Source organism: Terrabacter sp. AAH1 (assembly GCF_054456855.1).
The window spans coordinates 21,465-47,421 of the sequence record NZ_JBTJJV010000012.1 but is presented as its reverse complement, the minus strand read 5'-3'; the positions used below and the strand labels follow the sequence as shown (position 1 = coordinate 47,421).

Sequence of the window (25,957 nt, the reverse complement as noted above, 5' to 3'; positions counted from 1 at the left end):
GACGTCAGCCTATCGGCGAACGACGCGCAGGGCCGCGGGCGTCGCTGCGAGCACGGCGACCACGATGGCTACGGCCACTCCGATGCGCAGCCAGGCGCCGATGCCTGAGGTGCCGAGCAGCCCCGTGCATGCCCCGAGGACGACAGACGTGGCGACCGCGGCGTAGGCGAGAGGCGACCACCGCAGCTCCGAGTGGCGCGCGGCCAGCCAGGCCGTCGTGCCGGCGAGCACTAGGTACGCGGCCACCTTTGCCACAGCGATACCGACGATGCCGAGCGGCGGAGCCAGCACGAGGGTGCCGACGACGAGCACGCCCAACGCCAGGATTGCTCCCCACGCCAGATGTCCGGTGCGCTCGGCGTCGAGGACGGCCAGCGAGCTGCCCTGATAGAGCATGTAGGCCGCAGCCACCGCCGTGAGCCAGCCGAGAGTCGGTACCATCGCGGCACGGTCGAAGTCCGAACGGGTCATGAGGGAGACGAGCCACGGCCCGAGCACGGCCACGCCGGCGCCGCCGGCCACGACCAGGCCGATGAGCACGGCTCCGGTCCGGGACGTGAACGACCAGCGTCGATCGATCGGGTGCGAGAGCACGAGCGGACCCCAGGCGTTGAACAGCGCCGTCGACAGAACGAACGCCGTGTTCGCCAGCTGCAGCGCGACCTGGTAGCCACCGGCGGCCGACGCCCCGAGCAGAGTGCTGGTCAGCACGACGTCACCCATGAGCAGGCCGAGCATCGCGGCCGCCTGGGGCAGGAGCGGCGCGGCGAGCCGCGCTCCCGCGCGGACGCGGGCCGGCTCTGCGGTGGGCGGCAACGGTCGGCCGACGACGACGGCCACGGCCGCAACAGCGGCGAGCACGCCCGCATATGCCGTCAGGTAGGTCGTCGCGGTCGGTTGGGCGCGCGCAGCGAGCAAGCCGCCGAGCTGGGCCAGCACCGTGGAGCCGACCGCGAGGACGAAGAAGCCGAGCGGCTTCATCCGGGCCCGCATCAGGGTCTGGCCGCTGACGACGACAGTGAGGGCCACAGCTGCCACGACGACGGGCAGCATCTGGCCGAGCGCGCCCCTACCCGTGGCGGCGACGACCGCGACGACCACCGCACCGAGCACGCCGACGCCGAGCGCCACAAGGACCATGGCGCCGGCGAGCGCCCGGCTCACGCGCGGCCCCTCACTGCCCCGGTGCTGCTCGCGCAGGATCACCTGCGGAAGGCCGGCAGCAGCGAGGGTACCTACCATCTGAACGGCCACGAGCCCGGTGGCGACGCGGCCGAACTCGGCGGCGCCGAGCACGCGGGTGGCGAATGGGATGATGAGCAGCACGCCGACGCCCTGCAGCGCCGTCCCGAGCACGTAGACGACCGAGTGCAGCGCCATGGTGCGCCCGAAGGGGGTGGTCGCTGCCTCAGCCGCGGGTGGATCTGCCACGATGGGAAACCTACTAGAGCGAAGGAGGACCGGGTGAGCGCGTCGTGAGCGCGAGCGTCGTCGTGCGCGGGTCCGGTTCGATCGGGCAGCGTCACGCTCGCGTCTTCCGCCAAGTCGGTGCCGACGTCTCGTTGTGGCCGGTCCGCGACCGAGGCGCGGGTGGCGACGCCGTCGACGAGGTGACCGGCGCTCGCCTGTTGGACGACACGACCGGTCCTGACGCAGTGCGCGGCGCCGCTCTCGTGGTCGTGGCCACCGACACGTCGCGACACGTCGCCGACGCGCTCGAGGCTCTCGACGGAGGCGCCGAGAAGGTGCTTCTCGAGAAGCCAGTTGCGCCCACCGCCGCTGACGCCGCCGCGTTGGTGGCGCACTTGCGACACACGTTGGTCTGGGTCGCGGCCCCGCTCCGGGCCCACGAGGCCTTCCGCCACCTGCGCCGACTCGTGAACCATCTCGACCCGCCCGCCTCCGCGCACGTGTGGTCGCAGTCGTGGCTGCCCGACTGGCGGCCCGACCGCGACTACCGCGACTCCTACTCGGCGCGGGCCGACGAAGGCGGTGTCCTGCGCGACCTCGTGCACGAGATCGACTACGCCGGCGTCCTTTTCGGCGCACCGACACTGCTCGGCGCGGCCGTCGAGACCAGCGGTCCGCTCGACATCCGAGCCGACCAGGCGGCGACCCTCCTGTGGACCACCGACCGGTCCTTCACCGTCACGGCGCGCCTCGACTACACCACCCGCCCGACGAGCCGCGGGGTCGTCGTCCACTCCCCCGACGGCCGCCTCGAGTGGGACGTGGTGAACGCCGTCGTGCGCCACACGACACCGGAGGGCGACACCTCCGAGCAGGTCTTCGACCTCGACCGCGACCGCGACATCGTCATGGGCACCCAGGCCCGCGCCGCCCTCGACCTGCTGCCCACCGCGCCGGTCGACCAGCGCACCGCCCGGGGCGCCCCCGCCACTCTCGCCGACGGGGTCGCCGCCGTGGCCCTGTGTGACGCCGCACGGGCCACCCGACCCCGCACCGGCCCCGCACCCAGCCTCCCGGAGGAGCCCTCGTGACAGATGCGCCGCCCGCCACCCCACGCGTCCTCGCCATCATCCCGGCGCGAGGGGGCTCGAAGGGTCTGCCCGGCAAGAACATCCGTCCGATGTGGGGTCTGCCGCTCATCGTGCACAGCGTGCGCGCCGCCGCGCTGACGCCCGAGGTCACACGCTGCATCGTGACGACGGACTCCGACGAGATCGCTGGCGTCGTGCGCGAGCACGGTGGGGAGGCGCCCTTCCTGCGGCCCGCGGAGCTCGCCGCCGACGACACCCCGATGGCGCCCGTCGTGCGGCACGCCCTCGAGTGGGCCGAGCACGACGAGGGCAGCGCCTACGACGCCGTGCTCCTCCTCGACCCGACCAGCCCCGCGCGAGTGCCCGACCAGCTCGCCGAGGCCGCCCGCCGCCTCACCGACACCCCTGCGCTCGACGGCGTCATCAGCGTGTCCGAGCCGACCTTCAACCCCGTCTGGGTGGGCGTGCGCCCCGACGCCGGTCGTGACGGCGCCCTGGGCCGCTACTTCGACGCCGGCACCGGCGTCACCCGCCGCCAGGACGTCGACCGGTTCCTGCGCATCAACGGCAACTTCTACCTCTGGCGGGCCGACTTCGTGCGCCGCCTCGAGGCCTCGTGGTTCGACGAGGGCACCCACGCGGGGCTGGAGATCCCCGAGGCCCAGGCGTTCTCGATCGACGACGAGTACGAGTTCCGCCTCATCGAGGCCCTCATCGGAGCCGGGCTCATCAGACTGCCCTGGCTCGACACCGCCGTGGCCACCGAGGAGACCGTCCGATGACGACCGACCTGACCGGACGCACCGCCGTCGTCACCGGCGGCGCCGGCCCCCTCGGACGGGTGCTCGCCGACGCGCTCGCGACCGCGGGCGCCCGCGTCGTCGTCGTCGACCTCGACGAGACGGCGTGCTCCACGGCGGCCGACGAGCTGCAGGGCTCGGGCCACGTGGCGCTCGGCGCGAACCTCCTCGACCCGCAAGGCCTGTCGCACGTCGTCGGCACCGTCACCGACCTCGGCGCCTGCGACGTGCTCGTCAACAACGCCGCGTTCACCGGCACCTCCGGCGTTCCCGGGTATGCCGTCCCGTTCGACGAGCAGACCGACGAGGCCTTCACGATGGCGCTGGCCCTCAACCTGACGGCGCCCTTCTCGCTGACCCGCCGCCTCGCGCCACTGCTGCGCGCCAGCGGTCACGGCAGCGTCGTCAACGTCTCGAGCATCTACGGGCTCGTCGGACCCAACATGGGGCTCTACGAGGGCACGCGCATGGGCAACCCGGCGGCCTACGCAGCCAGCAAGGGAGGGCTCGCGCAGCTGACCCGCTACCTGTCCACGGTTCTCGCACCGGAGGTGCGCGTCAACGCCTTCGCCCCCGGCGGCATCGCGCGCGGGCAGGACGACGCCTTCGTGGGACGCTACGAACGGCTCACCCCGTTGGGGCGGATGGGCACCGAGGACGACTTCAGGGGTGTCGTCTCGTGGCTCGCGTCGGACGCGTCGGCGTACGTCACCGGGCAGGTCGTCGCCGTAGACGGCGGCTGGACGGCCTGGTAGGCCGCCCAGCCGACCGGCACTCAGCCCTTGAGCTCGGGGGCGACCTTGTCCTCGAAGAGCTCGATGCCCGAGCGGTCGTACGCCGCTTCGCCGAAGTAGGTGATCGCGTACGTCATGCCGCGCGACTCCATGTCCTTGAACATCTCGACGATCTTCTCCGGCGTGCCGACCGCGGGCTGCGTGCGCAGGTTCGCGACGTGCTCCTCGACCTTCTTCTCGGGCACGCCGCCGCGGCGCAGCAGCTCGCCGTTGAAGGCGAGGCGGTCCTCGACATCGGCCTCGGTCTCGCCGATGACGACGTTGTAGTTGGCCGAGCGCACGATCGAGCCGAAGTCGCGGCCGACGTCCTTGCAGTGGCCCTCGAGGATCTCGCTCTTGCGCGTGAAGCCGTCGGGCGTGCCGTCGACGTTCGCGTAGTCGGCGTACTGGGCCACGATCTTGAGCGTGACCTTCTCGCCACCGCCGGCGATCCACATGGGGATGCCGTTGGCGGCGCTGCCCGGGTGGCTCGTGCCCTGCAGCGGCCGTGGGGCGCAGAGGGCGCCGTCGACCTGGTAGTACGTGCCGTCGAGCGTGGCCGAGCCCTTGGTCCACATGTCGCGGAAGACCTGGACGCCCTCGCGCAGCATGCCCAGGCGGTCGCCCGCCTTGGGGAAGCCGTAGCCGTAGGCGCGCCACTCGTGCTCGTACCAGCCGGCGCCGATGCCCATCTCGGTGCGGCCGCCCGAGATGACGTCGACCGTCGCCGCGACCTTCGCGAGGTAGGCGGGGTTGCGGTAGGCCATGCACGTACACATCTGGCCGAGGCGCACCCGGCTCGTCGCGGCCGCGAAGGCCGCCATGAGCGTCCACGCCTCGTGCGTCGCCTCGTCCGAGGGCTCCGGCACGGTGTGGAAGTGGTCGTAGACCCAGATGGACTCGAAGACGTCGCCGTCGTCGGCGTGCTTGGCGAGGTTGACCATGGCTTCCCACTGCTGCGCCGGCTCGATGCCGACGAGATCCATGCGCCAACCCTGGGGGACGAACATTCCAAATCGCATCCGACCATCCAACCACGGTCGGCTGGGGACGCTCCGGACATCATCGACGCGCGACCACCACCGGCCCGCGTGTGAGGATGGGGCCATGAGCCTGCACCGCAACGACCCCGACGTCATCCGCGACCTGCTCTACACCCCGGCGACGTGGGCCGTCGTGGGCCTCGGTGACAATCCCGACCGCACGGCATACCGGGTCTCGCTGTGGCTCCAGCGTGAGCTCGGCATCCGACTCGTGCCCGTCCACCCCACCGCCGCGACCGTGCACGGCGCGCAGGGCTACAAGACCCTCGCCGACATCCCTGACGGCACGGTGGTCAAGGTCGTCGACTGCTTCGTCAACAGCGGGCGCGTGGGCGCGGTCGTCGACGAGGCCATCGCCGAGAGCGCCCGGCTCGGCATCGAGGCGCTGTGGCTCCAGCTCGGCGTCATCGACGACGACGCGGCCGCCCGCGCCGAGGCGGCCGGGCTCTCGGTCGTCATGGACACCTGCCCGAAGATCGAGTACCCACGGGTCCGGCCCGGTGACGGGGCCGACGCCGTCACCGACTGAGCGGACCGCGTCCTGACGGGCGCCCGGGGGGCCGTCAGTCGCCGAGCCCCCGGGTCACGTGCTCGCGCAGCGAGGCTCCCTTGGCGTGCGCCTGGTCGCGCAGGTCGGCCTGGAAGGCCACCATGCGCTCACGCACGTCGGCGGCGAGCTCGTCGCTGCCTGTCCCGACGATCCGCGCCGCGAGCAGCCCCGCGTTGCGGGCCCCACCGATCGAGACCGTCGCGACCGGGACGCCGGCCGGCATCTGGACGATCGACAGCAGCGAGTCCATCCCGTCGAGGTACTTGAGTGGCACCGGCACGCCCACGACGGGCAGCGGCGTCACCGAGGCGAGCATGCCCGGCAGGTGCGCAGCGCCGCCGGCGCCGGCGATGACCACGCGGAGGCCGCGGTCGGCAGCGCTCTGGCCGTAGGCGATCATCTCGTCGGGCATCCGGTGCGCCGACACGACGTCGGCCTCGTAGGGGATGCCGAACTCCTCGAGCGCCCGCGCGGCCTCGCGCATGACGGGCCAGTCGCTGTCGCTGCCCATGACGATGCCGACGACGGGCGCGGCCCCCTCGTTGGAGGGAGGCGTGGCTGCGGTGGCGCTCATTCGGTGATCACTCCTCGGAGGTAGTCGGCCGCGTGCCCGGCGCGCTCTCGCGCTTCGTCGAGGTCGCCCGAGCTGACGTTGACGTGCCCGATCTTGCGACCGGGCCGCACGCCCTTGCCGTAGACGTGCACCTTGGCCCCGGGATCGCGCGCCATGATGTGGCGGTAGGCGGAGTAGAGCTCCCCGTGCTCTGGCCGGTCGCCGCCCAGCACGTTGGCCATGACGGTCCACGGGGCGCGGGGCCGCGGGTCGCCGAGCGGCAGGTCGAGCACGGCCCGCAGGTGCTGCTCGAACTGACCGGTGACCGCGCCGTCCATGGTCCAGTGCCCGCTGTTGTGCGGGCGCATCGCGAGCTCGTTGACGACGTATGCCGCCTGGCCACCCCTGCCGGGACGCACCTCGAACATCTCGACGGCGAGCACCCCGGTGACGCCGAGCTCCCCGGCGATCCGCAGCCCCGCCTCGGTGACCACGGAGGCGAGGTCGTCGTCGAGCGCCGGCGCGGGTGCGAGCACCTCGGTGCAGATGCCGTCGGTCTGGACGGTCTCGACGACGGGCCACGCGGCCGCCTGCCCGGACGGGCTGCGCGCGATGAGGACGGCGAGCTCTCGGACGAAGTCGACCTTCTCCTCGAGGAGCAGGCCGTCCGCGAGCGGACCGGGCTCTCCGACCTTCGACAGCCAGTCGGCGACGTCGTCGGCCGACGACGCCACGGCCACCCCCTTGCCGTCGTAGCCGCCGCGCGGGGTCTTCGCGATGATCGGCCAGCCGACCTCGTCACCGAAGGCCGTCACCTCGTCGGCCGTGGTGGCGCGAGCCCAGCGGGGGCACGCGATGCCCAGGTCGGTGAGGCGTTCGCGCATGGCCAGCTTGTCCTGGGCGAAGCGCAGGGCGGCGCGGGTGGGGTGGATGGTGATGCCGTCTGCCTCGAGCGCCTCGAGGACCTCCGGCGGCACGTGCTCGTGGTCGAAGGTGACGACGTCGCAGTGCTCGGCGAAGGCCCGCACCGTGTCGAGGTCGGTGTGCTCGCCCACGGGCGAGCTCGGCACGACGAGCGCGGCGGCCGCCATGTCGCTCTCGGCGAGCACCGACAGCTGCAGGCCCAGTTCGACGGCAGGCCCCTGCATCATGCGGGCGAGCTGACCACCTCCGACCACGCCGACGACGGGGAATCCTCCGGGGGCGCGTTTCGGCTTGCTCACGTCGCCCAAGCGTAGTGGGCCTCAGGCGGGGCGGTCGGAGCGGCCCGTCCCCGGACCGGTCGCGGTGCCGGCCGCCTGACCGGCGGCGAGAGCGGCGTCCGCGGTCTCGTCGTGGAGCACCGCCTCGGCATGGCTCGGGTCGGCGAGGTCGGGGTGGTGGCTGCGCACCGCGGCGAAGGTCCAGATCTTGTTGAGCACGAAGGAGATCGGCGTGACGACGGCGATGACGATCAGCTGCGCCCAGTAGAGGCGGGTGCGGAAGCCGGTCGAGTCGTCGAAGACCGACGTCGGCAGGTGCAGCGGCGAGTCGAGGTGCATCAGCATCGTCAGCAGCAGCAGGCCCACGACCTGGCCGAGCAGCCCGACGGCCAGGAACGGCCAGTACTCGTGCCACCAGCGGGCGTGCGCCGAGGTGCGGAAGGTCCACGTCCGGTTCAGCTGGAAGTTCCAGAGGTTGGCGACGACGAACGCGACGGTCGAGTAGACGTGGTACCAGCGCACGTTGAAGTCGCTCGCCGGCAGGCCCACGATCGCCTCGTTGAAGCCCGGCCCCAGCTTCTTGACGGCGATGAGGGTCAGCAGGTTGACGAGCACGCCGGAGGCCCCCACGACCCCGAACCGGAGCAGCAGCACCCAGTTGTGGCGGTGGCGCACGAACAGGAACTCATGCAGGCGCCTCACGCGGGCACCCTACCCCGACGAACCCGGCGTTCCCGGCGCGTTCGCCGGACCCGACGTGGAGGATCGTCAGTCGGTCTCGGCCTCGGAGAGGAAGAGCGCGAAACGCGCCGGCTGCGCCTGGACGAGGTCGAGACGGCCGCCGTTGGACTCGGCGAGGTCGCGGGCGAGGGCGAGGCCCAGCCCGGTGCTGCCGCCGGCGCCGCTGCTGACGGAGCGCTCGAAGATGTGTGGCGCCATCGCGGCGGGCACGCCGTCGCCCTGGTCGCTGACCTCGACGATCACCGACGGCCCGGAGCGGCGGGCGTGCACGTCGACGGTGCCGCGCCCGTGCACGAGGGAGTTCTCGAGCAGCGTCGAGAGCACCTGCGAGAGCGCGACCGGCGTGGAGCGGACGAAGAGGCCACGCTCGCCACGGACGCGCACCGAGCGGCGGGCCTGCTCGAAGGCCGGCTGCCACTCGCGTTGCAGGGCGGCGATGACCGAGTCGAGCGACACCGCGGGTGAGGGCCCACCGGCGCCACGGGTGCGCCCGAGCAGGTCGTCGACGACGCGGGTGAGGCGCTCGACCTGCGCGATGGCGATGTTGGCCTCCTCCTTGACGACCTCGGCGTCGTCGGTCTCGGAGATCTCCTCGAGACGCATGAGCAGCGCCGTCAGCGGCGTGCGCAGCTGGTGGGAGGCGTCGGCCGCGAAGTCGCGCTCGGCCGCGAGGGACTTCGTCATGTCGTGGGCGCGGCGGGTCATGACGCCCGACACGTGCTCGATCTCGTCGATCTCGGAGTGCACGGGGGTGAGCCGAGCCTCGCCCGCGGCGAAGCGCGTGGCGAGGTCGACGAGCTCCCTCGACGAGCGCTCGACGCGGGCGCGGGTGCCGAGGGTCACGAGGTATGCCGACACGCCACCGACCGCGCCGACGGCCAGCATCACCGCCCCGAAGCGGGCGACGCCGGTGGACGGGTCGGAGCCCAGCCAGTCGGTGACGAAGTCGCGCCGGCTCGAGATGACGAAGGCGATGACGGCAGTGGCCAGCAGCACGCAGACACCAGCACACACCGCCGCCACGACGAACGCCATCCGATCGAGCATGCGCCTCACGGTCAGTCGGCCTGCGGTCGCTCGAAACGGAAACCGACGCCACGCACCGTGGCGATGTACTGCGGTGAGGTGGCGTCGTCGCCGAGCTTCCGGCGCAGCACCGAGATGTGCATGTCGAGGGTCTTGGTGGACCCGAACCACGCGGTGTCCCAGATCTCACGCATCAGCTGCTCGCGCGAGACGACCTTGCCCTGCTCGCGCACGAGCACCCGGAGGAGGTCGAACTCCTTCGCGGTCAGCTGCAGCTCCTCGCCCTTGAACCAGGCGCGCCGGCCGTCGGAGTCGATGCGCACCAGCTCTCCCGAGGCCACGACTTCGGTCGGCGTGCGCCGCAGCAGCGCCCGCACGCGGGCGAGCAGCTCGGCGAGCCGGAAGGGCTTCGTCACGTAGTCGTCGGCGCCGGCGTCGAGACCCACGACCGTGTCGACCTCGTCGGCCCGGGCGGTGAGGATCAGCACGGGGATGGTCCGGCCCTCGGCACGGATGCGGCGGCAGACCTCGAGGCCGTCGATGCGCGGCAGGCCGAGGTCGAGCAGCACGAGGTCGGGGTTCTCCTTGGCTCCGTCGAGGGCGGCCGCTCCGTCCTCGCGCACGTCGACGTCGTAGCCCTCGCGCCGCAGCGCGCGCGCCAGCGGCTCGGAGATGGCTGGGTCGTCCTCCGCCAGGAGCACTCGGGTCATGTCACCGTCCTCAAGGATCTGCCGGCGTGGGGGCGCACCGACCGACGTGAGCCTATCGAGAAAGGCCCGGTCCGCACCCTGAGGCGCCCGCGACACGGACACGGGAGTTCGGAGGCTCAGCGTCCCGGCCAGACCGGCCTGCGCTTCTCGGCGAAGGCGGCGACACCCTCGCGCCGGTCGCCGGAGAAGGCGGTCGCGCGCCAGCAGCCGTCCTCGATCTCGAGGCCCGACGCGAGGTCGACGTCGGCGCCGAGACGCATGGCTCGCTTGGCGTTGCGGAGGCCGACGGGCGAGTTGCGGGCGATGGTGCGGGCGATCTCGAGTGCGCGCTCGCGCGCGGTCCCGGCGGCCACGACCTCGTCGACAGCGCCGAGCTCGAGCGCCTCGCGGGCCGGCAGGCGCGCGGCGGTGAAGATGGCGCGGGCGGCGCGTGACCACCCGACGCGGCGCACGAGCAGCTGTGTGCCGCCGCCGCCCGGGATGACGCCGACGCTCACCTCGGGCAGCCCGACGAGGGCGTCCTCCCCTGCCACGACGAGGTCGCACGAGAGGGCGAGCTCGAAGCCGCCCCCGAGGGCGAACCCGTCGACGGCGGCGATGACGGGCACCGGCAGGGCGAGCACCCCGCCGTACGCCGCCCGTGCCACCGGCCGCTGCTCCATGAGGTCGGCGTCGGTGAAGGAGTTGCGCTCCTTGAGGTCGGCGCCGACGCAGAACGCCTTGTCGTGGCTTGACGTGAGCACGACGCAGCGCACCGACTCGTCGGCGGCGACCTGAGCGGTGGCGGCCGCGATCGACCTCGCCATCGCGGTCGAGACGGCGTTCATGGCCTCGGGCCGGTCGAGCACGATCTCCGCGACGTGGGCCAGGTCCGGCTCGTCGAAGCGCTCGACGCGCACGAGGACCGAGTCGCCCGCACCGTCGGCGGTCTCGGCGGGGCGCTCGGTGGGGGGCTCGGCGGGGGGCTCGGCTGCGGTCGGCGTTGACGGCATACGTCGGTCTCCTTCGAAGGTCACGCGTCGCTGCGTGACCCGGCTCGCTGGCTGGGCTCGGTGGGCTGGATGAGGTCGGGCACTGACCCGTTCGGGGCCTGCCGTCGTCCGGTGGCGGCCGCGCGGCGCAGCAGTGACGGCGTCACGGGCCCGACGCCCCGGAGGATGCGCCGCCGCTGGCCGGTCAGCTCGAAGCCCGAGAGGGCAGCGAGCTCGCGGGCCATCGTGGCGTCGACGAGCACGGTGCCCGCCTGCGCGACGGCGGTGAGGCGCGAGGCGCGGTTGACCGTCGTGCCGAAGACGTCGCCGAGCCGGGAGATGATCGGGCCCCGCGCCATGCCGCAGCGCACCGCTGGGAGCACGTCGTCCTGTGTCATCGTGTCGACGAGGTCGAGGGCGATGGCCGCCGCCGGGGCCGCACCGACGGTCGTGAACAGCACCTCGTCGCCCACCGTCTTGATGAGGCGTCCACCGTGGGCGGTGATGACGTCGGCCGACAGCGCCTCGAACCGCGAGACGAGGCGGGCGAGGTCACGCTCGGAGAGCCGCCGCACCAGCGCGGTGAAGCTGACGAGGTCGGCGAAGCCCACCGACCGCATCTTCGTCATGCCGTAGGACTCAGGGTCGGCGTCGGCGAGCATGCGCGCCACGGTGGCGGAGAGGTGCCGTCGCCACGCGTAGACGAGCAGGGGCTCGAGCCGGTCGGTGAGCTCGGCGAGGCGACGGGCCGTCTCGGTGGCGGTCTCGACGCTCGGCACCGACCGCGTCTCGTGCTCGTCGTCGTCGCCCTCGTCGGCGAGCGCGGCGGTCATGTGCTCCTCGACCGCCTCGGCGATGAGCTGCGACTGCCAACCGGCGAGGCGGTCGGCCGACCGGGCGAAGGCCCGGGTCATCGCGAGCGCCACCTGCTCGTCGAGCAGCCCGTCACGCACGATGCCGGCGACCGCCGCGAGCGCCCGCTGGTCGGCCGCCGTGAACAGCTCGTCGTCGGTGTCGACGACGGGGAAGCCGAGCGCGTGCCAGAACTTGCGGGCCGACAGCAACGAGACCTCGGCGCCGCGGCTGACGTCGCGTCGGCGCAGCTCGAGGGGCCGACCGAGCAGCCGCTCGGTGTAGTCCGCGCTGCCCGCTGCCTCGCCGCTGAGCGGGGCGCCGGGAGCGGCGTCGGCAGCGGCGCCGGGCCCGGTGCTCGGCTCGGTGCCCGGCTCGGTCATGGCCCGATCATGCCAGCCCGTCACCCGCGGGTCGGACGTGGACGACGTCGCCGGCCGCGAACGCCCGCGTGCCTCGGTCGGTGCGCAGGACGAGGGCCCCGTCGTCGTCGACGCCCAGGGCCTCGCCGAGGACCGAGTCGCCCGCCGGAAGGAGCACCCGCACCTGCCTCCCGATGGTCGAGCACGCCTCGCGGTAGGCCGCGCGCACCGCGTCGGCGCCGGCGCCGGCTCGCACCGACGCGTCGCCGGGGGCCGCCGGCACCGGGACGATGCCGGCATCGACGAGCACGCCGGCGAGGTGGTCGAGGTAGGCGACGAGGAGCTCCTCGCGGCGCACCGCGACACCGGCAAGGGCCAGCGAGGTCGCGGTGTCCACCGGCAGCTCCTCACGCCCCTGGTCGACGTTGACGCCCGTGCCGACGACGACGGCCTGCCCCTCGCCCACCGTCACCAGCTCGCAGAGGATGCCGCTCAGCTTGCGGTCGCCGTCCTCGGGCACGAGCACGTCGTTGGGCCACTTCAGCCGCGGCGCGATCTCGTGCCCGGCCGCCCGCGAGACGTCCCGCACGGCCCGGGCGAGGGCGAGGCCGGCCAGCAGCGGCAGCCACCCGGCCTGGGCCGGGTCCGCGACCGGGACGGCGGCGCTGACCGCGAGCGAGGCGCGGTCCGGCACCGTCCAGGCCCGGCCCAGGCGTCCGCGACCGCCGGTCTGGTGGTCGGTGGCCACCACCCACCAGAGCGCGCCCTCGCCGGGAGCCGGCGAGCCGGCATACGGCCCCGGGGTCGCCGCAGGCGGCTGGTCCGGGCGTCCGGTCAGCAGCTCTCGCAGCCTGGTGTTGGTCGAGCCGAGGGCGGGGTGGAACTCCAGGCCGCGCCATGGGCGGCCGGACGTGACCAAGGCCGCACCGACGGAGTCCGAGTCGAGCGAATCGCGCACGCTTCCAAGGCTAGGCTGCCCAGCATGGCAAGCGAACACGCCGTGGCGGAGCAGCCCACCAGCACCTCAGACGGTCCCGACCTGACCACGACCGCCGGCAAGCTCGCCGACCTCAAGAGGCGGGTCGCAGAGGTCGCCCACGCGGGGTCGGACCGCGCGGTCGAGAAGCAGCACGCCCGCGGCAAGAAGACCGCCCGTGAGCGCATCGCGATGCTGCTCGACGAGGGCACCTTCATCGAGATGGACAAGTACGCCCGGCACCGCAGCAACAACTTCGGGCAGGAGAAGAACCGCCCGTACGGCGACGGCGTCGTCACCGGCTACGGTCTCGTCGACGGCCGCCAGGTCGCGGTCTTCGCGCAGGACTTCACCGTCTTCGGCGGCTCCCTCGGCGAGGTCTTCGGCGAGAAGATCGTCAAGGTCATGGACTTCGCCATGAAGATCGGGTGCCCCGTCATCGGCCTCAACGACTCCGGTGGCGCCCGTATCCAGGAGGGCGTGGTCTCCCTCGGCCTCTACGGCGAGATCTTCCACCGCAACGTGCGCGCCTCCGGCGTCGTCCCGCAGATCAGCCTCGTCATGGGCCCGTGCGCGGGTGGTGCCGTCTACTCCCCCGCCATCACCGACTTCACCGTCATGGTCGACCAGACGTCGCACATGTTCATCACCGGCCCCGACGTCATCAAGACGGTCACCGGTGAGGACGTCGGCTTCGAGGACCTCGGCGGCGCCCTGACCCACAACAGCAAGTCGGGTGTCGCGCACTACATGGGCACCGACGAGCAGGACGCCATCGACTACGTCAAGGCGCTGCTGTCCTACCTGCCGAGCAACAACATGGAGACGCCTCCCTCGTTCGGCGAGGGTGAGGCCGACCTCGCCGTCACCGACGACGACCGCTGGCTCGACACGTGCATCCCCGACTCGCCGAACGTCCCCTACGACATGAAGCAGGTCATCGAGCACATCGTCGATGACGGCGAGTTCCTCGAGGTGCAGCCGCTCTTCGCGCCCAACATCATCACCGGTTTCGCCCGCGTCGACGGCATGTCGGTCGGCATCGTGGCCAACCAGCCGCTGCAGTTCGCCGGCTGCCTCGACATCGACGCCTCCGAGAAGGCGGCCCGGTTCGTGCGCACGTGCGACTGCTTCAACGTGCCCGTGCTCACCTTCGTCGACGTGCCCGGCTTCCTGCCCGGCACCAGCCAGGAGTGGGACGGCATCATCCGTCGCGGCGCGAAGCTGATCTACGCGTACGCCGAGGCCACCGTCCCGAAGATCACCGTGATCACCCGCAAGGCCTACGGCGGCGCCTACGACGTCATGGGATCCAAGCACCTCGGCGCTGACATCAACCTCGCCTGGCCCACCGGCCAGATCGCCGTCATGGGCGCGCAGGGAGCCGTCAACATCCTCTACCGCAAGGAGCTCGCGGCCACGGCCGCCGAGGGCGGCGACGTCGAGGCGCACCGCGCCGAGCTGGTCGCGCACTACGAGGAGACGCTCGCCAACCCCTACATCGCGGCCGAGCGCGGCTACATCGACACCGTGATCAGCCCTTCCAACACGCGGATGAACGTGACCCGGGCCCTGCGCGCCCTGCAGAACAAGCGCGAGACGCTGCCGCCCAAGAAGCACGGGAACATCCCGCTGTGAGCGACGGCACGAGTGTGGGAAACGACACGTCGACAGCCACCGCCGCCATCCGGGTGCAGGGCAACGCGACCCCCGAGGAGGTCGCGGCTCTCGTCGCCGTGCTCTCCGCGCTCGGCGACGGCGAGGAGGCACCCCCGGAGCACGGCAGGTCGGCCTGGTCCGACCCGTCGTGGCGCCTCGTGGGGCCGTCCCGCGCACATGGCGGCTGGCGCGCCAGCGGCCTGCCGCGCTGACCCCGGAACGCCCACTTCGGTTGGGCGTTCCGGGGCGTGCACCCTTAGGCTGTTTGCCCATGTCCGTCGACTCCTCAGCAGCCGTCCGCCTCGCCGAGCGCTACACGCTGCGCGAGCGCATCGCCGTCGGCGGCATGGGTGAGGTCCACCTCGCGACCGACGACCGTCTCGGCCGGGTCGTGGCGGTGAAGGTGCTCGCGCCCGCCGTGGCGCACTACCCGGAGTCCGTCGAGCGGTTCCGCCGCGAGGCCACGACGGCCGCCGCGCTCTCGCACCCGAACATCGCCCAGGTCTACGACTACGGCGTCGACGGCTCCTCCCACTTCATCGTCATGGAGCACGTCGACGGCTCCGACCTCTCCCGCCTGCTGCGCCAGGTCGGCCGCCTCACCCCGAGCGACGCCGTGCGCATCGCCGAGCAGGTCTGCTCCGCGCTCGGCGCCGCACACCGAGCCGGCGTCGTCCACCGCGACATCAAGCCGGGCAACGTCATCGTCCGTCCGGACGGCACGGTCAAGGTCACCGACTTCGGCATCGCCCAGGCCCTCGGCCAGGCCTCGCTCACCGACACCGGCACCGTCATGGGCACCGCCGCCTATGTCTCCCCCGAGCAGGCGCGCGGCCAGGCCACGACCCCGGCCACCGACATCTACTCGCTCGGCATCCTGCTGTTCCAGATGCTCACCGGGTCGGTGCCCTTCGACGGCGACACCCCGGTCGCGATCGCCATGCGCCACCTCGACGAACCGGTGCCGCTGCCCAGCTCGCGCGTGCACGACCTGCCCGCGGACCTCGACGACGTCGTCCTCCGCGCCACCGCGAAGGTGCCTTCCGAGCGCTACGCCGACGCCGACGCCATGGCGATGGCCCTGGCCCGCCGCGAGTCCGGCGCCGACGCCGCCACCCGCGCGCTGCCCGCCGGCGCGGCGACCTCGGTGCTCGCCGCCGGCGCCAACACGGCCCGGATGCCGGCGCTGGGTGTCTCCTCCGACACCGGCACGGCCACCCAGGCCGTGGCGGCGGCCGGCGACCCCGCGCCCACCGGGCGGCTGCACACGGCTGACGCCCCCGCCGTGGCTGCTCCCCGTCGCGCCCGCACCGCGGACGGCCGCCGCGGTGGTCCGAGCGTCGCCGTCTGGGTGCTCGGCGCCGTGATCCTCGCCCTCGTGGGCGTGCTCGGCTTCGTCCTGCTGTCGGGCTCCGGCAGCGAGGCCGACACCGCCGCCCCGGTCTCGCGCCCCACCCCCAAGGCGAGCAGCACCACCGCGGCTCCGTCGCCCACCTCCACGGACCCCCAGCCGAGCGACGGCACCTCCGTGCCGAACGGCCTGGTCGGCGCGCAGCGTGGCGCCGCCGTCGACGCGCTCATCAAGTCCGGCGTCAACGTGCGCTGGGTGCTCGTACGCTCGGAGAAGCCCGAGGACACCGTCCTCGGCACGTTCCCCGGCGAGGGACAGGCGATGAGCAAGGGGCAGACCGTTGCCCTCGTGGTCAGCCGCGGCCACGCGCCCTCCGACAGCAACACCTCCTTCGTCGTGCCCGACGGCCTCGTCGGCACCGAGGCCAAGCAGGCGATGTCGCGCCTCGAGAAGGAGGACGTCCGGGTGACGCGGGTGACCGTGCCCGGCGACGGCAAGGACCAGGTCGTCGGCACGTGGCCCAGCGCAGGCCAGACCACGGCAGACGGTGTCGTCGTGCTCGTCGTCTCCGGTGGCGGCGACGGCGGCAGCGACAAGGGCAAGCCCAACGACAAGGGCAACGGCAACCAGAGCGACTGAACGCCGGCGTCGACCCGGCGTCGACCCGGCGCCGATCCGGCGTCGACTCGGCGTCGACTCGGCGGCGGCGCGCCCCGCCGTCAATGCACTGGCACGCGCCGCCGCGCTCGCATACGTTCGCCGGGTGACTGCCAACACCCAGACAGCGCGACCCCGGACCGACGTGGACCGCATCGCGGAGACCTACTTCGACGCCGCCGTCGCCCTCAGCCCCATCAACGCGACCTTCCTCGGCGTCCCCGGCGCCGAGGAGGACCTCGACGACCTCTCCCCGGCCGGCAACGCCGCCGCGTCGACGCTGCGTCGCGCCACCCTCGCCGAGCTCGCCGACGCGACGGCCGCCGACGACGTCGACCGCGTCACCATCGACGCGATGACCGAGCGCCTCCAGCTCTCCGAGGACCGGTATGCCGCCGGGCTCGACGAGATGTCGCTGAACGTCCTCGCGTCGCCGCTCCAGTCCGTGCGCGACGTGTTCGACCTCATGCCCCAGGACACCGAGGAGCACTGGAGCACCTTCGCCACCCGCATGGCCAAGGTCCCGGCCGCCCTCGAGGGCTACAAGGAGTCCCTGCTCGTGGCTCGCGAGCGCGGCCAGGTCTCCCCTCGCCGCCAGGTCGAGGCGTGCGCCGAGCAGTCGCGCGACCTCGTCACCGACGACGGCTACTTCGCGAAGATCGTCGCCGACGCCTCCGTCGGCGTTGCCCCGCTCGAGGGTGACGTGAAGGCACGGTTGGCCGACGCGGCGGCGGCGGCAGCGGCGGCATACGGCGAGATGGCCGACTGGCTGGAGCGGGAGCTGCTGCCCCACGCGCCGGAGGCGGACGCCTGCGGCATCGACCGCTACCGGCTCGAGTCGCGCTACTTCCTCGGTGCGGCCGTCGACCTCGAGGAGACCTATCGCTGGGGCCAGCAGGAGGTCGCGAGCCTCGACGCGCAGATGACCGAGATCGCCGAGGGGCTCGAGCCCGGCGCCAGCGTGCAGCGCGGGGTCGAGATCCTCGACGCCGACGAGAAGTACCACCTCCACGGCACCGACGCCCTCAAGGCGTGGATGCAGGAGCGCGCCGATGAGGTCATCGCGCAGCTCAAGGACGTCCACTTCGACATCCCCGGACCCGTCCAGACCATCGAGTGCATGATCGCGCCCACGCAGACCGGCGGCATCTACTACACCGGTCCCAGCGACGACTTCACCCGACCGGGGCGGATGTGGTGGTCGGTGCCCAAGGGCAACACCGAGTTCCGCACCTGGAACGAGCTGACGACCGTCTACCACGAGGGCGTCCCGGGCCACCACCTCCAGGTCGCCCAGACCGTCTACCGGTCGTCGCTGCTCAACAAGTGGCGGCGCATCGAGGCGTGGACGTCCGGGCACGGCGAGGGCTGGGCGCTCTACGCCGAGCGCCTCATGGCCGAGCTCGGCTACATGGACGACCCCGGCAACCGCATGGGTTGGCTTGCAGGACAGTCACTTCGGGCCGCCCGCGTCGTCATCGACATCGGCGTGCACTGCGGCTTCGACGCGCCCGAAGAGGTCGGTGGCGGGGCGTGGGACTACGACAAGGCGTGGACCTACCTGACCCGCTACGGCTTCATGGACGAGAAGGTCCTGCGGTTCGAGCTCAACCGCTACCTCGGCTGGCCCGGTCAGGCGCCGAGCTACAAGATCGGCGAGCGACTGTGGCTGCAGCTGCGTGACGAGGTGCGCGAGCGCGAGGGCGACGCCTTCGACCTCAGGGCGTTCCACCGCCGCGCCCTCGACATCGGCGGCGTCGGCCTCGACACGCTGCGGGCAGCGGTGCTCCAGGAGATCTGACCGGACGCAGCAAAGCGCGTCGTCACGAGCCGTGGACGGCCCCCGACCAGCACGGTCGGGGGCCGTCATGCACGGTGCGACGAATGGGTACTCCTCCCCATCGCCGGGTGCTCTGCGGCGCACCTATGCTGTGCTCGCGCCGCCGACTCCACGCAGGCGCCTCACAGCTCACAGGGGAGAAGACCGTGTTCCGCCACCGCACAGCGGTGCGCCGGGCCGAGGGGACGACCACGCGCCGCGCTGCGCGCCGTCTCCTGACCGTGCTCACCGCGACCACCGTCGCACTCGGGCTGCTGCCGTTGGCCGCGCCCTCGGCCAACGCCGCCACCTACACCATCTCGGGCCGCGTCACCGGACTCGACGCGGCCGGCGCCGTCGTCGGCGTCGGCGACGCAGGGCTCTGGTTCTACGACGCCGCCTACAACGACGCCGGATCGGTCACGTTCCGGTCCGACGGCACCTATACCGCCACCTTCACCTCGCCCGGCCCCTACAAGATGGAGGCCGGCTGCTGGGGCGAGATGACGTGCGCCACGCAGTGGGGCACCGAGTGGTACGCGAACAAGGGCAGCTTCGACGACGCGACGCCCGTCACCGCCGGCGCGACGGCCACCGTCGCGAACATCCAGCTCGACCGCCGCTCCACCATCAAGGGCACCGTGAAGAACACGGCCGGCCAGCCCGTCAGCGGCTTCGCCGTCGACGCCACCAAGACCACGGGCGGCATGTCGAACGACACCACGTCGGCCGCCGACGGGACCTTCACCCTGACCGGCGTCGAGTCGGGACCCAGCAACGTCTGGGCCTACGACCCGAACGACCGGCACCAGTACGCCTCGGCGAGCTGGGACGGCACGAAGAGCACGAGTGACTACGTCGCCTGGAACATCCCGGCCGGCACGACGATCACCGGCGTCAACTTCGTCCTCGACCCGTGGACCGGCGTCGTCGTCACGGTGACCGACGCCGCCGGCAAGCCTCTCGAGAACGTCAACTGGAACCTCTTCGAGTACCGCCCGGCCGAGGGCGACTGGTGGGGGCGCCAGTACGGCCCGCTCCTCACCGGCGCCGACGGCACCTTCGCGGAGGAGACCGAGCTCGGCAAGACGTACAAGGTCTGCGTCTACGACACGTGGTACGACAACGGCTGGGCACCCGCCACGCGCTACCAGGACCGCTGCTACGACAACGTGGCGACACTCGACGCCGCGACACCCTTCACCGTGACCAGCGACAACCGCAAGCGCGAGCTCACGATGGTCCTCCCCGTGGCCGGCAACGGCCTCACCGCCGGCGAGCCGTTCGTGAGCGGCTCGTCGGCGGTGGGCAGCACGCTCACCGTCGACCCCGGCGCGTGGGGCCCGTCGGGCGTGGCCCTGACCTACCAGTGGATGCGTCAGGGCACGGACGGGCTGGTGCCCATCGCCGGAGCCACCGGGTCGACGTTCACGACGACGAGCGACCTCGCCGGCTCCTACGTCACCGCGAAGGTGACCGGTGCACTCGCCGGCTACCGCAGCGCCGTGATGCACGCCAACGGCGCCGAGGTCATGGGCTCCGGTGCCCCGTCGCTGTCGAGCCCGCTGACCATCTCCGGCAGCGGGGTCGTCGGCAGCTCGCTGACGGCCGCCCACGGCGCCATCGCCCCGGCCGGCGACTGGAACCCCTCGTACACCTGGGTCGTCGGCGGCGTGCCGCAGGACACGAGCTACGGCTACGACCAGCCGCCGCCGCTGGCGCTGACGAGCGCGATGATGGGCAAGCGGATCACGCTGCGCATGAGCGCCTACGGCCAGAACGGCGCCGGCACGCTCCAGCAGGCGGCGACCGGCCCGGTCGTGCTGGGCGCGCTCTCGGCCCCGACGCCGACGATCAGCGGCACCAAGGCCGTCGGCTACACGCTCACGGCCGTCCCCGGCACGTGGGGCCCGGCGCCGGTCACCCTGACCTACCAGTGGTACCGCTCCGGCGTCGCCGTCTCGGGCGCGACCGCCAGCACCTACACGCTGACGACCACGGACCAGGCCAAGACGATGACCGTCAAGGTCACGGGCACGAAATCGGGATACGCCACCGCGGCCAGGACGTCGTCCGCGACCAGCGCGGTGCTCGGTGCCCTCACGGCCCCGACACCGACCATCAGCGGCACCAAGGCCGTCGGCTACACCCTGACGGCGGTTCCCGGCGCGTGGGGCCCTGCGCCGGTCACCCTGACGTACCAGTGGTACCGCTCCGGCGTCGCCGTCTCGGGCGCGACGGCGAGCACCTACAGGCTGACGACCACCGACCAGGCCAAGACGATGACGGTCAAGGTCACCGGGGCCAAGTCCGGCTACCTCACGACGGCACGGACCTCGGCGGCGACGTCCGCGGTGCTCGGCGCGTTCACCGCGCCGGCCCCGACCATCTCCGGCACCCGCAAGGTCGCCTACACGCTGACGGCCGTGCCCGGCACGTGGACCCCGGCGCCGACGACGTTCACCTACCAGTGGTACCGCTCCGGCGTCGCCATCTCGGGGGCGACCGCGAAGTCGTACAAGCTGACGAGCCTCGACAAGGGCAAGTACGTCAAGGTCAGGGTCACGGGCGTCAGGTCCGGCTACCTCACCAAGGCCGTCTACTCGGCCCAGACGGCAGCGATCGCCTGACGCGCCACGCAGCTGCCACGACGACGACGGCGCCGCCCCGGACCGGGGCGACGCCGTCCGTCGTCCCCGGCTCTCGGCCGGCCCCTACGATGACGGCATGTCGACCCCCCTCTCCGACGCTGCCGCGGTCCACCTCGTCCTCGCCTCGGCCTCCCCCGCGCGCCTCTCGACCCTGCGTGCTGCCGGCATCGATCCGACCGTCGTCGTGAGCGACGTCGACGAGGACCTCGCCGTGGCCGAGGCCACCGAGCGCTACGGCCCGCTCGAGCCCGCCGACATCGCCCTGCTCCTGGCGCGGGCGAAGGCCGAGGACGTCGCCTCGGGCCTCGACGACGAAGCCGTCGTCGTCGGGTGCGACTCGGTGCTCGAGCTCGATGGGGAGGTGCACGGCAAGCCGGCCGACGCCGCCGAGGCGGTCAGCCGCTGGCACCGGATGCGCGGCCGCTCGGGCGTGCTGCACACGGGTCACTGGCTCGTCGACGACCGGGGCCCGGGCGGCGCCACCCTCGGCGCGACCGCGTCGACGACCGTCCACTTCGCGAAGCTCTCCGACGACGAGATCGACGCCTACGTCGCGACGGGCGAGCCGCTCACCGTCGCCGGCGCGTTCACGATCGACGGGCTCGGTGGCGCCTTCGTCACCGCTGTCGAGGGCGACCACCACAACGTCGTCGGCCTGTCCCTGCCGCTGCTGCGCGAGCTGCTCGGCGACGCCGGAATCGGCTGGTTCGACGTCGTCGGTGGTGCCGGGCAGCAGTAGCCGGTCAGGGGTAGAGGTCGTCGGTGAGGTTCTCGATGACGAGGTAGTGCTCGGTCCACCACCACATCTGCGCCGCGCCCGCGACGACGATGAGCGCCAGCACCCAGTAGCGGTAGCGCCGCCACCAGAGCAGCTTGAGGAACCAGGCGATGACGAGGGTCATGGGGAACGCGAGCAGCGCGTAGCGCACGCGGCTCGGCGTCGTGCTGGTGACGAGGATGATGTATGCCGGGTAGGCACCGGCCCAGCCCCAGATCTCCGGGCCCCAGCGCCACGAGTGCCTCGACAGCATGAACCACGCGAACGCCGCGACGCCGAGCACGCCGCCGACCTGCCCGAGCACGCCCCAGTAGTCGTAGAGCAGGTCCCACCAGAGGTAGAGCTTGATCTTCGTCTCGATGTTCCAGGCGAGCATCGTGTCGTTGTACGCGTTCGGGGTGTCCGTCGCGATCGTCACGATCGTGGGCCAGAGCCAGGTCAGTGCGCCTGCGTATGCCGCCAGCACACCCATCGCGACCCGGAACCTCCACGGGTGGGGGCCTTCGTCACCCTGCCGCCAGCGCACCACGGCGTGCGCGATGATGACCGGCACCATGGCGATGACGACGTTGCGGCTCAGCGAGAGCACGAGCAGCGTCACGGCGACCCACCAGTACTGCCGGCGCCGCAGCAGCCAGAGCACCGTGACGACGCCGAGCAGGGCGGTCGACTCGGTGTAGGACGCCGAGAAGGCGGGTGAGGCGATGAAGAAGCTCGTGGCGACGACCGCGACGATCGCCTCCCAGCGGCCCACGACCTGGTCGACGAGCTTGAAGAGCATGTACATCGCGACGAACCCGATGAGGGTCGAGAGCACGGGCGCGACGAGGGCGAATGGCAGGCCGGTGACCTTCATGATGAGCCCGACGGTCATCGGGAACACCGGGAAGAAGGCCCAGGGGTTCATGTCGATGCCGCCCCAGCCGACGCGGGGCAGCACCGCGGGGTAGCCCTGCTCGGCGATGACGCGGTACCACTGGCCGTCCCAGCCGGTCATCACGGCGTTGTAGCCGGGGTCGGCCGGGGTCGGGTAGAAGATGCGGATGTTGGCGGTGCCGATGGGCAGCGGGATCTGGTACCTCGAGAGGTACGTGGCCGCGACCCACACGAAGATGCGGGAGACACCGAAGACCGCGAAGGGGAACCAGACGGGGAACCGTCGCCAGAACGGCAGTTTCAGCTCCGCCTCGCGGTCGGGGTGCTCGAGCCGGTGACCGAGGCGCGGCTCAGACCGGCGGGACGGCGCGTCTGCGCTCGCTGAAGTGACGGTCACGCCGGGAAGCATAGGCCAGTCGGCGCACGAGGTCCGAGCGCAGTTCATCCGCCTCGATGATGGAGTCGAGCACGAGGTCGGCTGCGAGCCGTTCGATGTCGACGTCCTCCTCGTACTCGCGGCGGCGGTCCGCGACGAACCGGGCCTGCTCGTCGGCGTCGGCGATCTCGGCGATCTTGTTGGCGTAGACAGCGTTGACGGCGGCCTCGGGCCCCATCACCGCGATGCGCGCGGTCGGCAGGGCGATCGTGGCGTCGGGGCCGAAGCCGGGGCCGCCCATCGCGTAGAGCCCGGCGCCGTACGCCTTGCGCACGACGACGCAGAACTGCGGGACCGTGGCGGAGGAGACGGCGCTGACCATCTTGGCGCCGTGGCGGATGATGCCGCCGCGCTCGACCTCCGAACCGATCATGAAGCCGGGCACGTCGGCGAGGTAGATGAGCGGGATGTTGAAGGCGTCGCAGAGCCAGATGAACCGGGCGGCCTTGTCGGCGCTGTCGGTGAAGAGCACGCCACCCTTGACCATCGAGTTGTTGGCGACGATGCCGACGCTCTGCCCGTCGAGGCGGCCGAAACCGATGACGAGCTCACCGGCCCAGAGCGGCTTGAGCTCGAAGAACGAGTCGTCGTCGACGAGGCCGTCGATGACGTCGTGGATGTCGAAGGGGACCGACTCGCGCTCGGGCACCGTGTCGCGGGTCAGCGGCGTCGCGGGCTCCTCGGCGGCATACGTCGGCGGGTGGTCGCGCCACGTCCCGGGCACGTAGGAGAAGTAGAGCTTGGCGAGCTCGATGGCCTCGGCGTCGTCGTGGGCGAGCAGGTCGCCGACACCCGAGACGGTGCAGTGCATGCGGGCACCGCCCATCTCCTCGAGGGAGACCTTCTCGCCGACGACCATCTCGGCCATGCGGGGGCTGCCGAGGTACATGGAGGCGTTGCCCTCGACCATGATGATGAGGTCGCAGAAGCTGGGGATGTAGGCGCCGCCGGCGGCGCTGGGGCCGAAGAGGCAGCAGATCTGCGGCACCTTGCCCGACAGCGCGACCTGGTTGTGGAAGATGCGCCCAGCGCCGCGTCGGCCCGGGAACATCTCGACCTGGTCGGTGATGCGGGCGCCGGCCGAGTCGACGAACCAGAAGACGGGCAGCTCCTCGCGCAGCGCCATCTCGGTGGCGCGCACGATCTTCTCGACGGTGCGCGAGCCCCACGACCCGGCCTTGACGGTGGGGTCGTTGGCGATGACGATCGCGGGCCGGCCGTCGACGGTGCCGCGGCCGGTGACGACGCCGTCGGCGGGCAGGCCGGGCTGGAGCGCGTTGGCGTAGCGGCCGTCCTCGACGAAGGAGCCCTCGTCGAAGAGCAGCGCGATGCGGTCGCGGACGTAGATCTTGCCCTGGGCGTCGAGCTTTGCCTGGGCCTTCTCCGGCGCGCTCGCCGAGGCGGCGTGAGCCTTGGCGAGCCGGGCCCGGACGTCGGCGACCCTCGGGTCCGAGTCGCTCATGCGGGCAGCCCCAGGCCGCGGGCGATGAGCATCCGCTGCACCTCGGAGGTGCCCTCGCCGATCTCGAGGATCTTCGCGTCGCGGTAGAAGCGCGCCACGGGGAACTCCTCCATGAAGCCGTTGCCACCGAAGACCTGCGTGGCGGTGCGGGTCGCGGTGACGGCGGCCTCGGTCGAGTAGAGCTTGGCGATGGCCGCGGCCTGCTTGACCTCCTTGACGGAGCGCTTGCCGGCGTGGAGCTCGTCCTTGAGCCAGGCCGCCTTGTAGGTGAGCAGTCGAGCGCCCTCGACCATGACGGCCAGGTCGGCGAGCTGGAACGAGACGCCCTGGTTGACGCCGATCGGCCTGCCGAACGCCGTCCGCGTCTTCGCGTAGTCGGTCGCGAGCTCGAGGCACGCCTGGGCGCAGCCGACGGCGAGGGCCGAGATCGCGATGCGGCCGTCGTCGAGGGTCTTGAGGAACTGCTTGAAGCCCTCCCCCTCGGCGCCGAGCAGGTTCTCTGCCGGCACCCGGCAGCCCTCGAAGGTGAGGCCATGGGTGTCGGAGACGTGCCAGCCGAGCTTGTGGTACGCCGGCTCGACGACGAAGCCGGGCGTGCCGGCCGGGACCATGATCGCCGAGATCTGCGGCGAGCCGTCCGCGTTGGTGCCGGTGCGCGCGGTGACGGTGACGACCGAGGTGATGTCGGTGCCGGAGTTCGTGATGAACGCCTTGGCGCCGTTGATGACCCACTCGTCGCCCTCGCGGACGGCCCGGGTCCTCGTCGCTGCGGCGTCGGAGCCGGCCTCGGGCTCGGTGAGGCCGAAGCCGGCGAGCGCGCGTCCCGAGACGAGGTCGGGCAGGAAGCGCTGCTTCTGCTCCTCGTTGCCGTAGGTCAGGATCGGGTTGATGCCGAGCCCGACGCCGGCCGAGAGCGTGATGCCGATGGACTGGTCGACGCGGCCGAGCTCCTCGATCGCGACGCAGAGGCTGGTGAAGTCGCCGGCGTCACCCGCGCCGCCGTACTCCTCCGGCACGACGAGGCCGAACAGCCCGAGGTCACCCATCTTGGGCACGAGGTCGGCCGGGAAGTGCGAGGCGGCGTCCCACTTGGCGATGTGGGGGGCGACCTCCTTCTCGGCGAAGTCGCGGACGACCTGGCGGAAGTCCTCGTGGTCCTGGCTGAGCTCGAACATCGCTGTTCTCCTGGGGTGGTCGCCGCCGTCACG

At 72.1% G+C, this 25,957-nt stretch carries 23 protein-coding genes; 10 read left to right on the top strand and 13 right to left on the bottom strand.

The features are described from left to right. Window positions 1-9 precede the first annotated feature (9 nt). The gene (locus ACXR8F_RS16700) at window positions 10-1,431 is read right to left on the bottom strand and encodes a lipopolysaccharide biosynthesis protein (RefSeq protein WP_458802139.1); all 1,422 of its coding nucleotides are present in this window, start codon (window positions 1,429-1,431) and stop codon (window positions 10-12) included. A 44-nt stretch (window positions 1,432-1,475) separates the two neighbouring features. Here ACXR8F_RS16700 and ACXR8F_RS16695 point away from each other — a divergent pair, with 44 nt between their 5' ends. The 3 genes from ACXR8F_RS16695 to ACXR8F_RS16685 are packed head-to-tail and all read left to right on the top strand — an operon-like array spanning window position 1,476 to window position 4,056. After that, a complete protein-coding gene (locus tag ACXR8F_RS16695) occupies window positions 1,476-2,501 on the top strand; it encodes a Gfo/Idh/MocA family oxidoreductase (protein ID WP_458802136.1) in 1,026 nt (341 codons plus the stop codon). Further along, window positions 2,498-3,283 carry an acylneuraminate cytidylyltransferase family protein gene (locus tag ACXR8F_RS16690; RefSeq protein WP_458802134.1) on the top strand — a complete coding sequence of 262 codons (786 nt, stop codon included), beginning with the start codon at window positions 2,498-2,500 and terminating at the stop codon, window positions 3,281-3,283. Before ACXR8F_RS16695 ends, ACXR8F_RS16690 begins: the two co-directional genes overlap by 4 nt. Continuing rightward, complete coding sequence (locus ACXR8F_RS16685; protein ID WP_458802132.1) at window positions 3,280-4,056, top strand: SDR family oxidoreductase; 777 nt, start codon at window positions 3,280-3,282, stop codon at window positions 4,054-4,056. Before ACXR8F_RS16690 ends, ACXR8F_RS16685 begins: the two co-directional genes overlap by 4 nt. A gap of 20 nt (window positions 4,057-4,076) precedes the next feature. On the opposite strand, the gene ACXR8F_RS16680 is transcribed toward ACXR8F_RS16685, so the two are convergent. Beyond that, on the bottom strand, window positions 4,077-5,096 hold the full coding sequence (locus ACXR8F_RS16680; RefSeq protein ID WP_458802130.1) for an LLM class F420-dependent oxidoreductase: 1,020 nt from the start codon (window positions 5,094-5,096) through the stop codon (window positions 4,077-4,079). 85 nt (window positions 5,097-5,181) lie between these two features. Between ACXR8F_RS16680 and ACXR8F_RS16675 the strand changes: the two genes are divergently transcribed. After that, on the top strand, window positions 5,182-5,646 hold the full coding sequence (locus tag ACXR8F_RS16675; RefSeq protein WP_045192808.1) for a CoA-binding protein: 465 nt from the start codon (window positions 5,182-5,184) through the stop codon (window positions 5,644-5,646). 34 nt (window positions 5,647-5,680) lie between these two features. Here ACXR8F_RS16675 and purE read toward each other — a convergent pair whose 3' ends face one another. The 8 genes from purE to ACXR8F_RS16635 form a co-directional block, all read right to left on the bottom strand. Further along, window positions 5,681-6,241, bottom strand: coding sequence for a 5-(carboxyamino)imidazole ribonucleotide mutase (gene purE / locus ACXR8F_RS16670; RefSeq protein WP_458802128.1), 561 nt, complete (start codon window positions 6,239-6,241; stop codon window positions 5,681-5,683). After that, on the bottom strand, window positions 6,238-7,443 hold the full coding sequence (locus ACXR8F_RS16665) for a 5-(carboxyamino)imidazole ribonucleotide synthase (protein ID WP_458802126.1): 1,206 nt from the start codon (window positions 7,441-7,443) through the stop codon (window positions 6,238-6,240). Before ACXR8F_RS16665 ends, purE begins: the two co-directional genes overlap by 4 nt. Window positions 7,444-7,464: 21 nt before the next feature. Beyond that, the gene (locus ACXR8F_RS16660) at window positions 7,465-8,124 is read right to left on the bottom strand and encodes a GtrA family protein (RefSeq protein WP_045192806.1); all 660 of its coding nucleotides are present in this window, start codon (window positions 8,122-8,124) and stop codon (window positions 7,465-7,467) included. 66 nt (window positions 8,125-8,190) lie between these two features. Next, window positions 8,191-9,210 (bottom strand): sensor histidine kinase, encoded by a 1,020-nt coding sequence (locus ACXR8F_RS16655; RefSeq protein WP_458802123.1) that lies wholly within the window; start codon window positions 9,208-9,210, stop codon window positions 8,191-8,193. A gap of 11 nt (window positions 9,211-9,221) precedes the next feature. Further along, a complete protein-coding gene (locus ACXR8F_RS16650) occupies window positions 9,222-9,899 on the bottom strand; it encodes a response regulator transcription factor (protein WP_045192804.1) in 678 nt (225 codons plus the stop codon). Window positions 9,900-10,015: 116 nt separating this feature from the next. Next, on the bottom strand, window positions 10,016-10,891 hold the full coding sequence (locus tag ACXR8F_RS16645) for an enoyl-CoA hydratase/isomerase family protein (protein ID WP_458802121.1): 876 nt from the start codon (window positions 10,889-10,891) through the stop codon (window positions 10,016-10,018). A 20-nt stretch (window positions 10,892-10,911) separates the two neighbouring features. Then, complete coding sequence (locus ACXR8F_RS16640) at window positions 10,912-12,105, bottom strand: adenylate/guanylate cyclase domain-containing protein (protein WP_458802119.1); 1,194 nt, start codon at window positions 12,103-12,105, stop codon at window positions 10,912-10,914. A gap of 7 nt (window positions 12,106-12,112) precedes the next feature. After that, window positions 12,113-13,042: a biotin--[acetyl-CoA-carboxylase] ligase gene (locus ACXR8F_RS16635; protein ID WP_458802117.1), complete on the bottom strand. Its 930-nt coding sequence runs from the start codon at window positions 13,040-13,042 to the stop codon at window positions 12,113-12,115. A 24-nt stretch (window positions 13,043-13,066) separates the two neighbouring features. On the opposite strand from ACXR8F_RS16635, the gene ACXR8F_RS16630 reads away from it, so the two are divergent. The 6 genes from ACXR8F_RS16630 (at window position 13,067) to ACXR8F_RS16605 (ending at window position 21,936) form a co-directional block, all read left to right on the top strand. Further along, complete coding sequence (locus ACXR8F_RS16630; RefSeq protein ID WP_045192801.1) at window positions 13,067-14,698, top strand: acyl-CoA carboxylase subunit beta; 1,632 nt, start codon at window positions 13,067-13,069, stop codon at window positions 14,696-14,698. Next, complete coding sequence (locus tag ACXR8F_RS16625; RefSeq protein ID WP_458802114.1) at window positions 14,695-14,931, top strand: acyl-CoA carboxylase subunit epsilon; 237 nt, start codon at window positions 14,695-14,697, stop codon at window positions 14,929-14,931. Before ACXR8F_RS16630 ends, ACXR8F_RS16625 begins: the two co-directional genes overlap by 4 nt. A 59-nt stretch (window positions 14,932-14,990) precedes the next feature. Continuing rightward, on the top strand, window positions 14,991-16,709 hold the full coding sequence (gene pknB / locus ACXR8F_RS16620; protein WP_052677487.1) for a Stk1 family PASTA domain-containing Ser/Thr kinase: 1,719 nt from the start codon (window positions 14,991-14,993) through the stop codon (window positions 16,707-16,709). Window positions 16,710-16,833: 124 nt separating this feature from the next. After that, entirely contained in the window at window positions 16,834-18,528 is a 1,695-nt protein-coding gene (locus ACXR8F_RS16615) for a DUF885 domain-containing protein (RefSeq protein ID WP_458802113.1), read from the top strand. A gap of 185 nt (window positions 18,529-18,713) precedes the next feature. Continuing rightward, window positions 18,714-21,176: a carboxypeptidase regulatory-like domain-containing protein gene (locus ACXR8F_RS16610; protein ID WP_458802111.1), complete on the top strand. Its 2,463-nt coding sequence runs from the start codon at window positions 18,714-18,716 to the stop codon at window positions 21,174-21,176. A gap of 97 nt (window positions 21,177-21,273) precedes the next feature. Then, entirely contained in the window at window positions 21,274-21,936 is a 663-nt protein-coding gene (locus ACXR8F_RS16605; protein WP_458802109.1) for a Maf family protein, read from the top strand. 4 nt (window positions 21,937-21,940) lie between these two features. Here ACXR8F_RS16605 and ACXR8F_RS16600 read toward each other — a convergent pair whose 3' ends face one another. Genes ACXR8F_RS16600 through ACXR8F_RS16590 form a run of 3 tightly spaced genes read right to left on the bottom strand, consistent with a single transcriptional unit; the run spans window position 21,941 to window position 25,924 of the window. Beyond that, window positions 21,941-23,248 carry a hypothetical protein gene (locus ACXR8F_RS16600; protein WP_458802107.1) on the bottom strand — a complete coding sequence of 436 codons (1,308 nt, stop codon included), beginning with the start codon at window positions 23,246-23,248 and terminating at the stop codon, window positions 21,941-21,943. Further along, window positions 23,202-24,749, bottom strand: a complete 1,548-nt coding sequence (locus ACXR8F_RS16595; protein WP_045192796.1) for an acyl-CoA carboxylase subunit beta — start codon at window positions 24,747-24,749, stop codon at window positions 23,202-23,204. The genes ACXR8F_RS16600 and ACXR8F_RS16595 overlap by 47 nt, the downstream gene beginning before the upstream one ends. Beyond that, window positions 24,746-25,924: an acyl-CoA dehydrogenase family protein gene (locus ACXR8F_RS16590; RefSeq protein ID WP_458802106.1), complete on the bottom strand. Its 1,179-nt coding sequence runs from the start codon at window positions 25,922-25,924 to the stop codon at window positions 24,746-24,748. Before ACXR8F_RS16590 ends, ACXR8F_RS16595 begins: the two co-directional genes overlap by 4 nt. Between the last annotated feature and the right edge of the window lie 33 nt (window positions 25,925-25,957).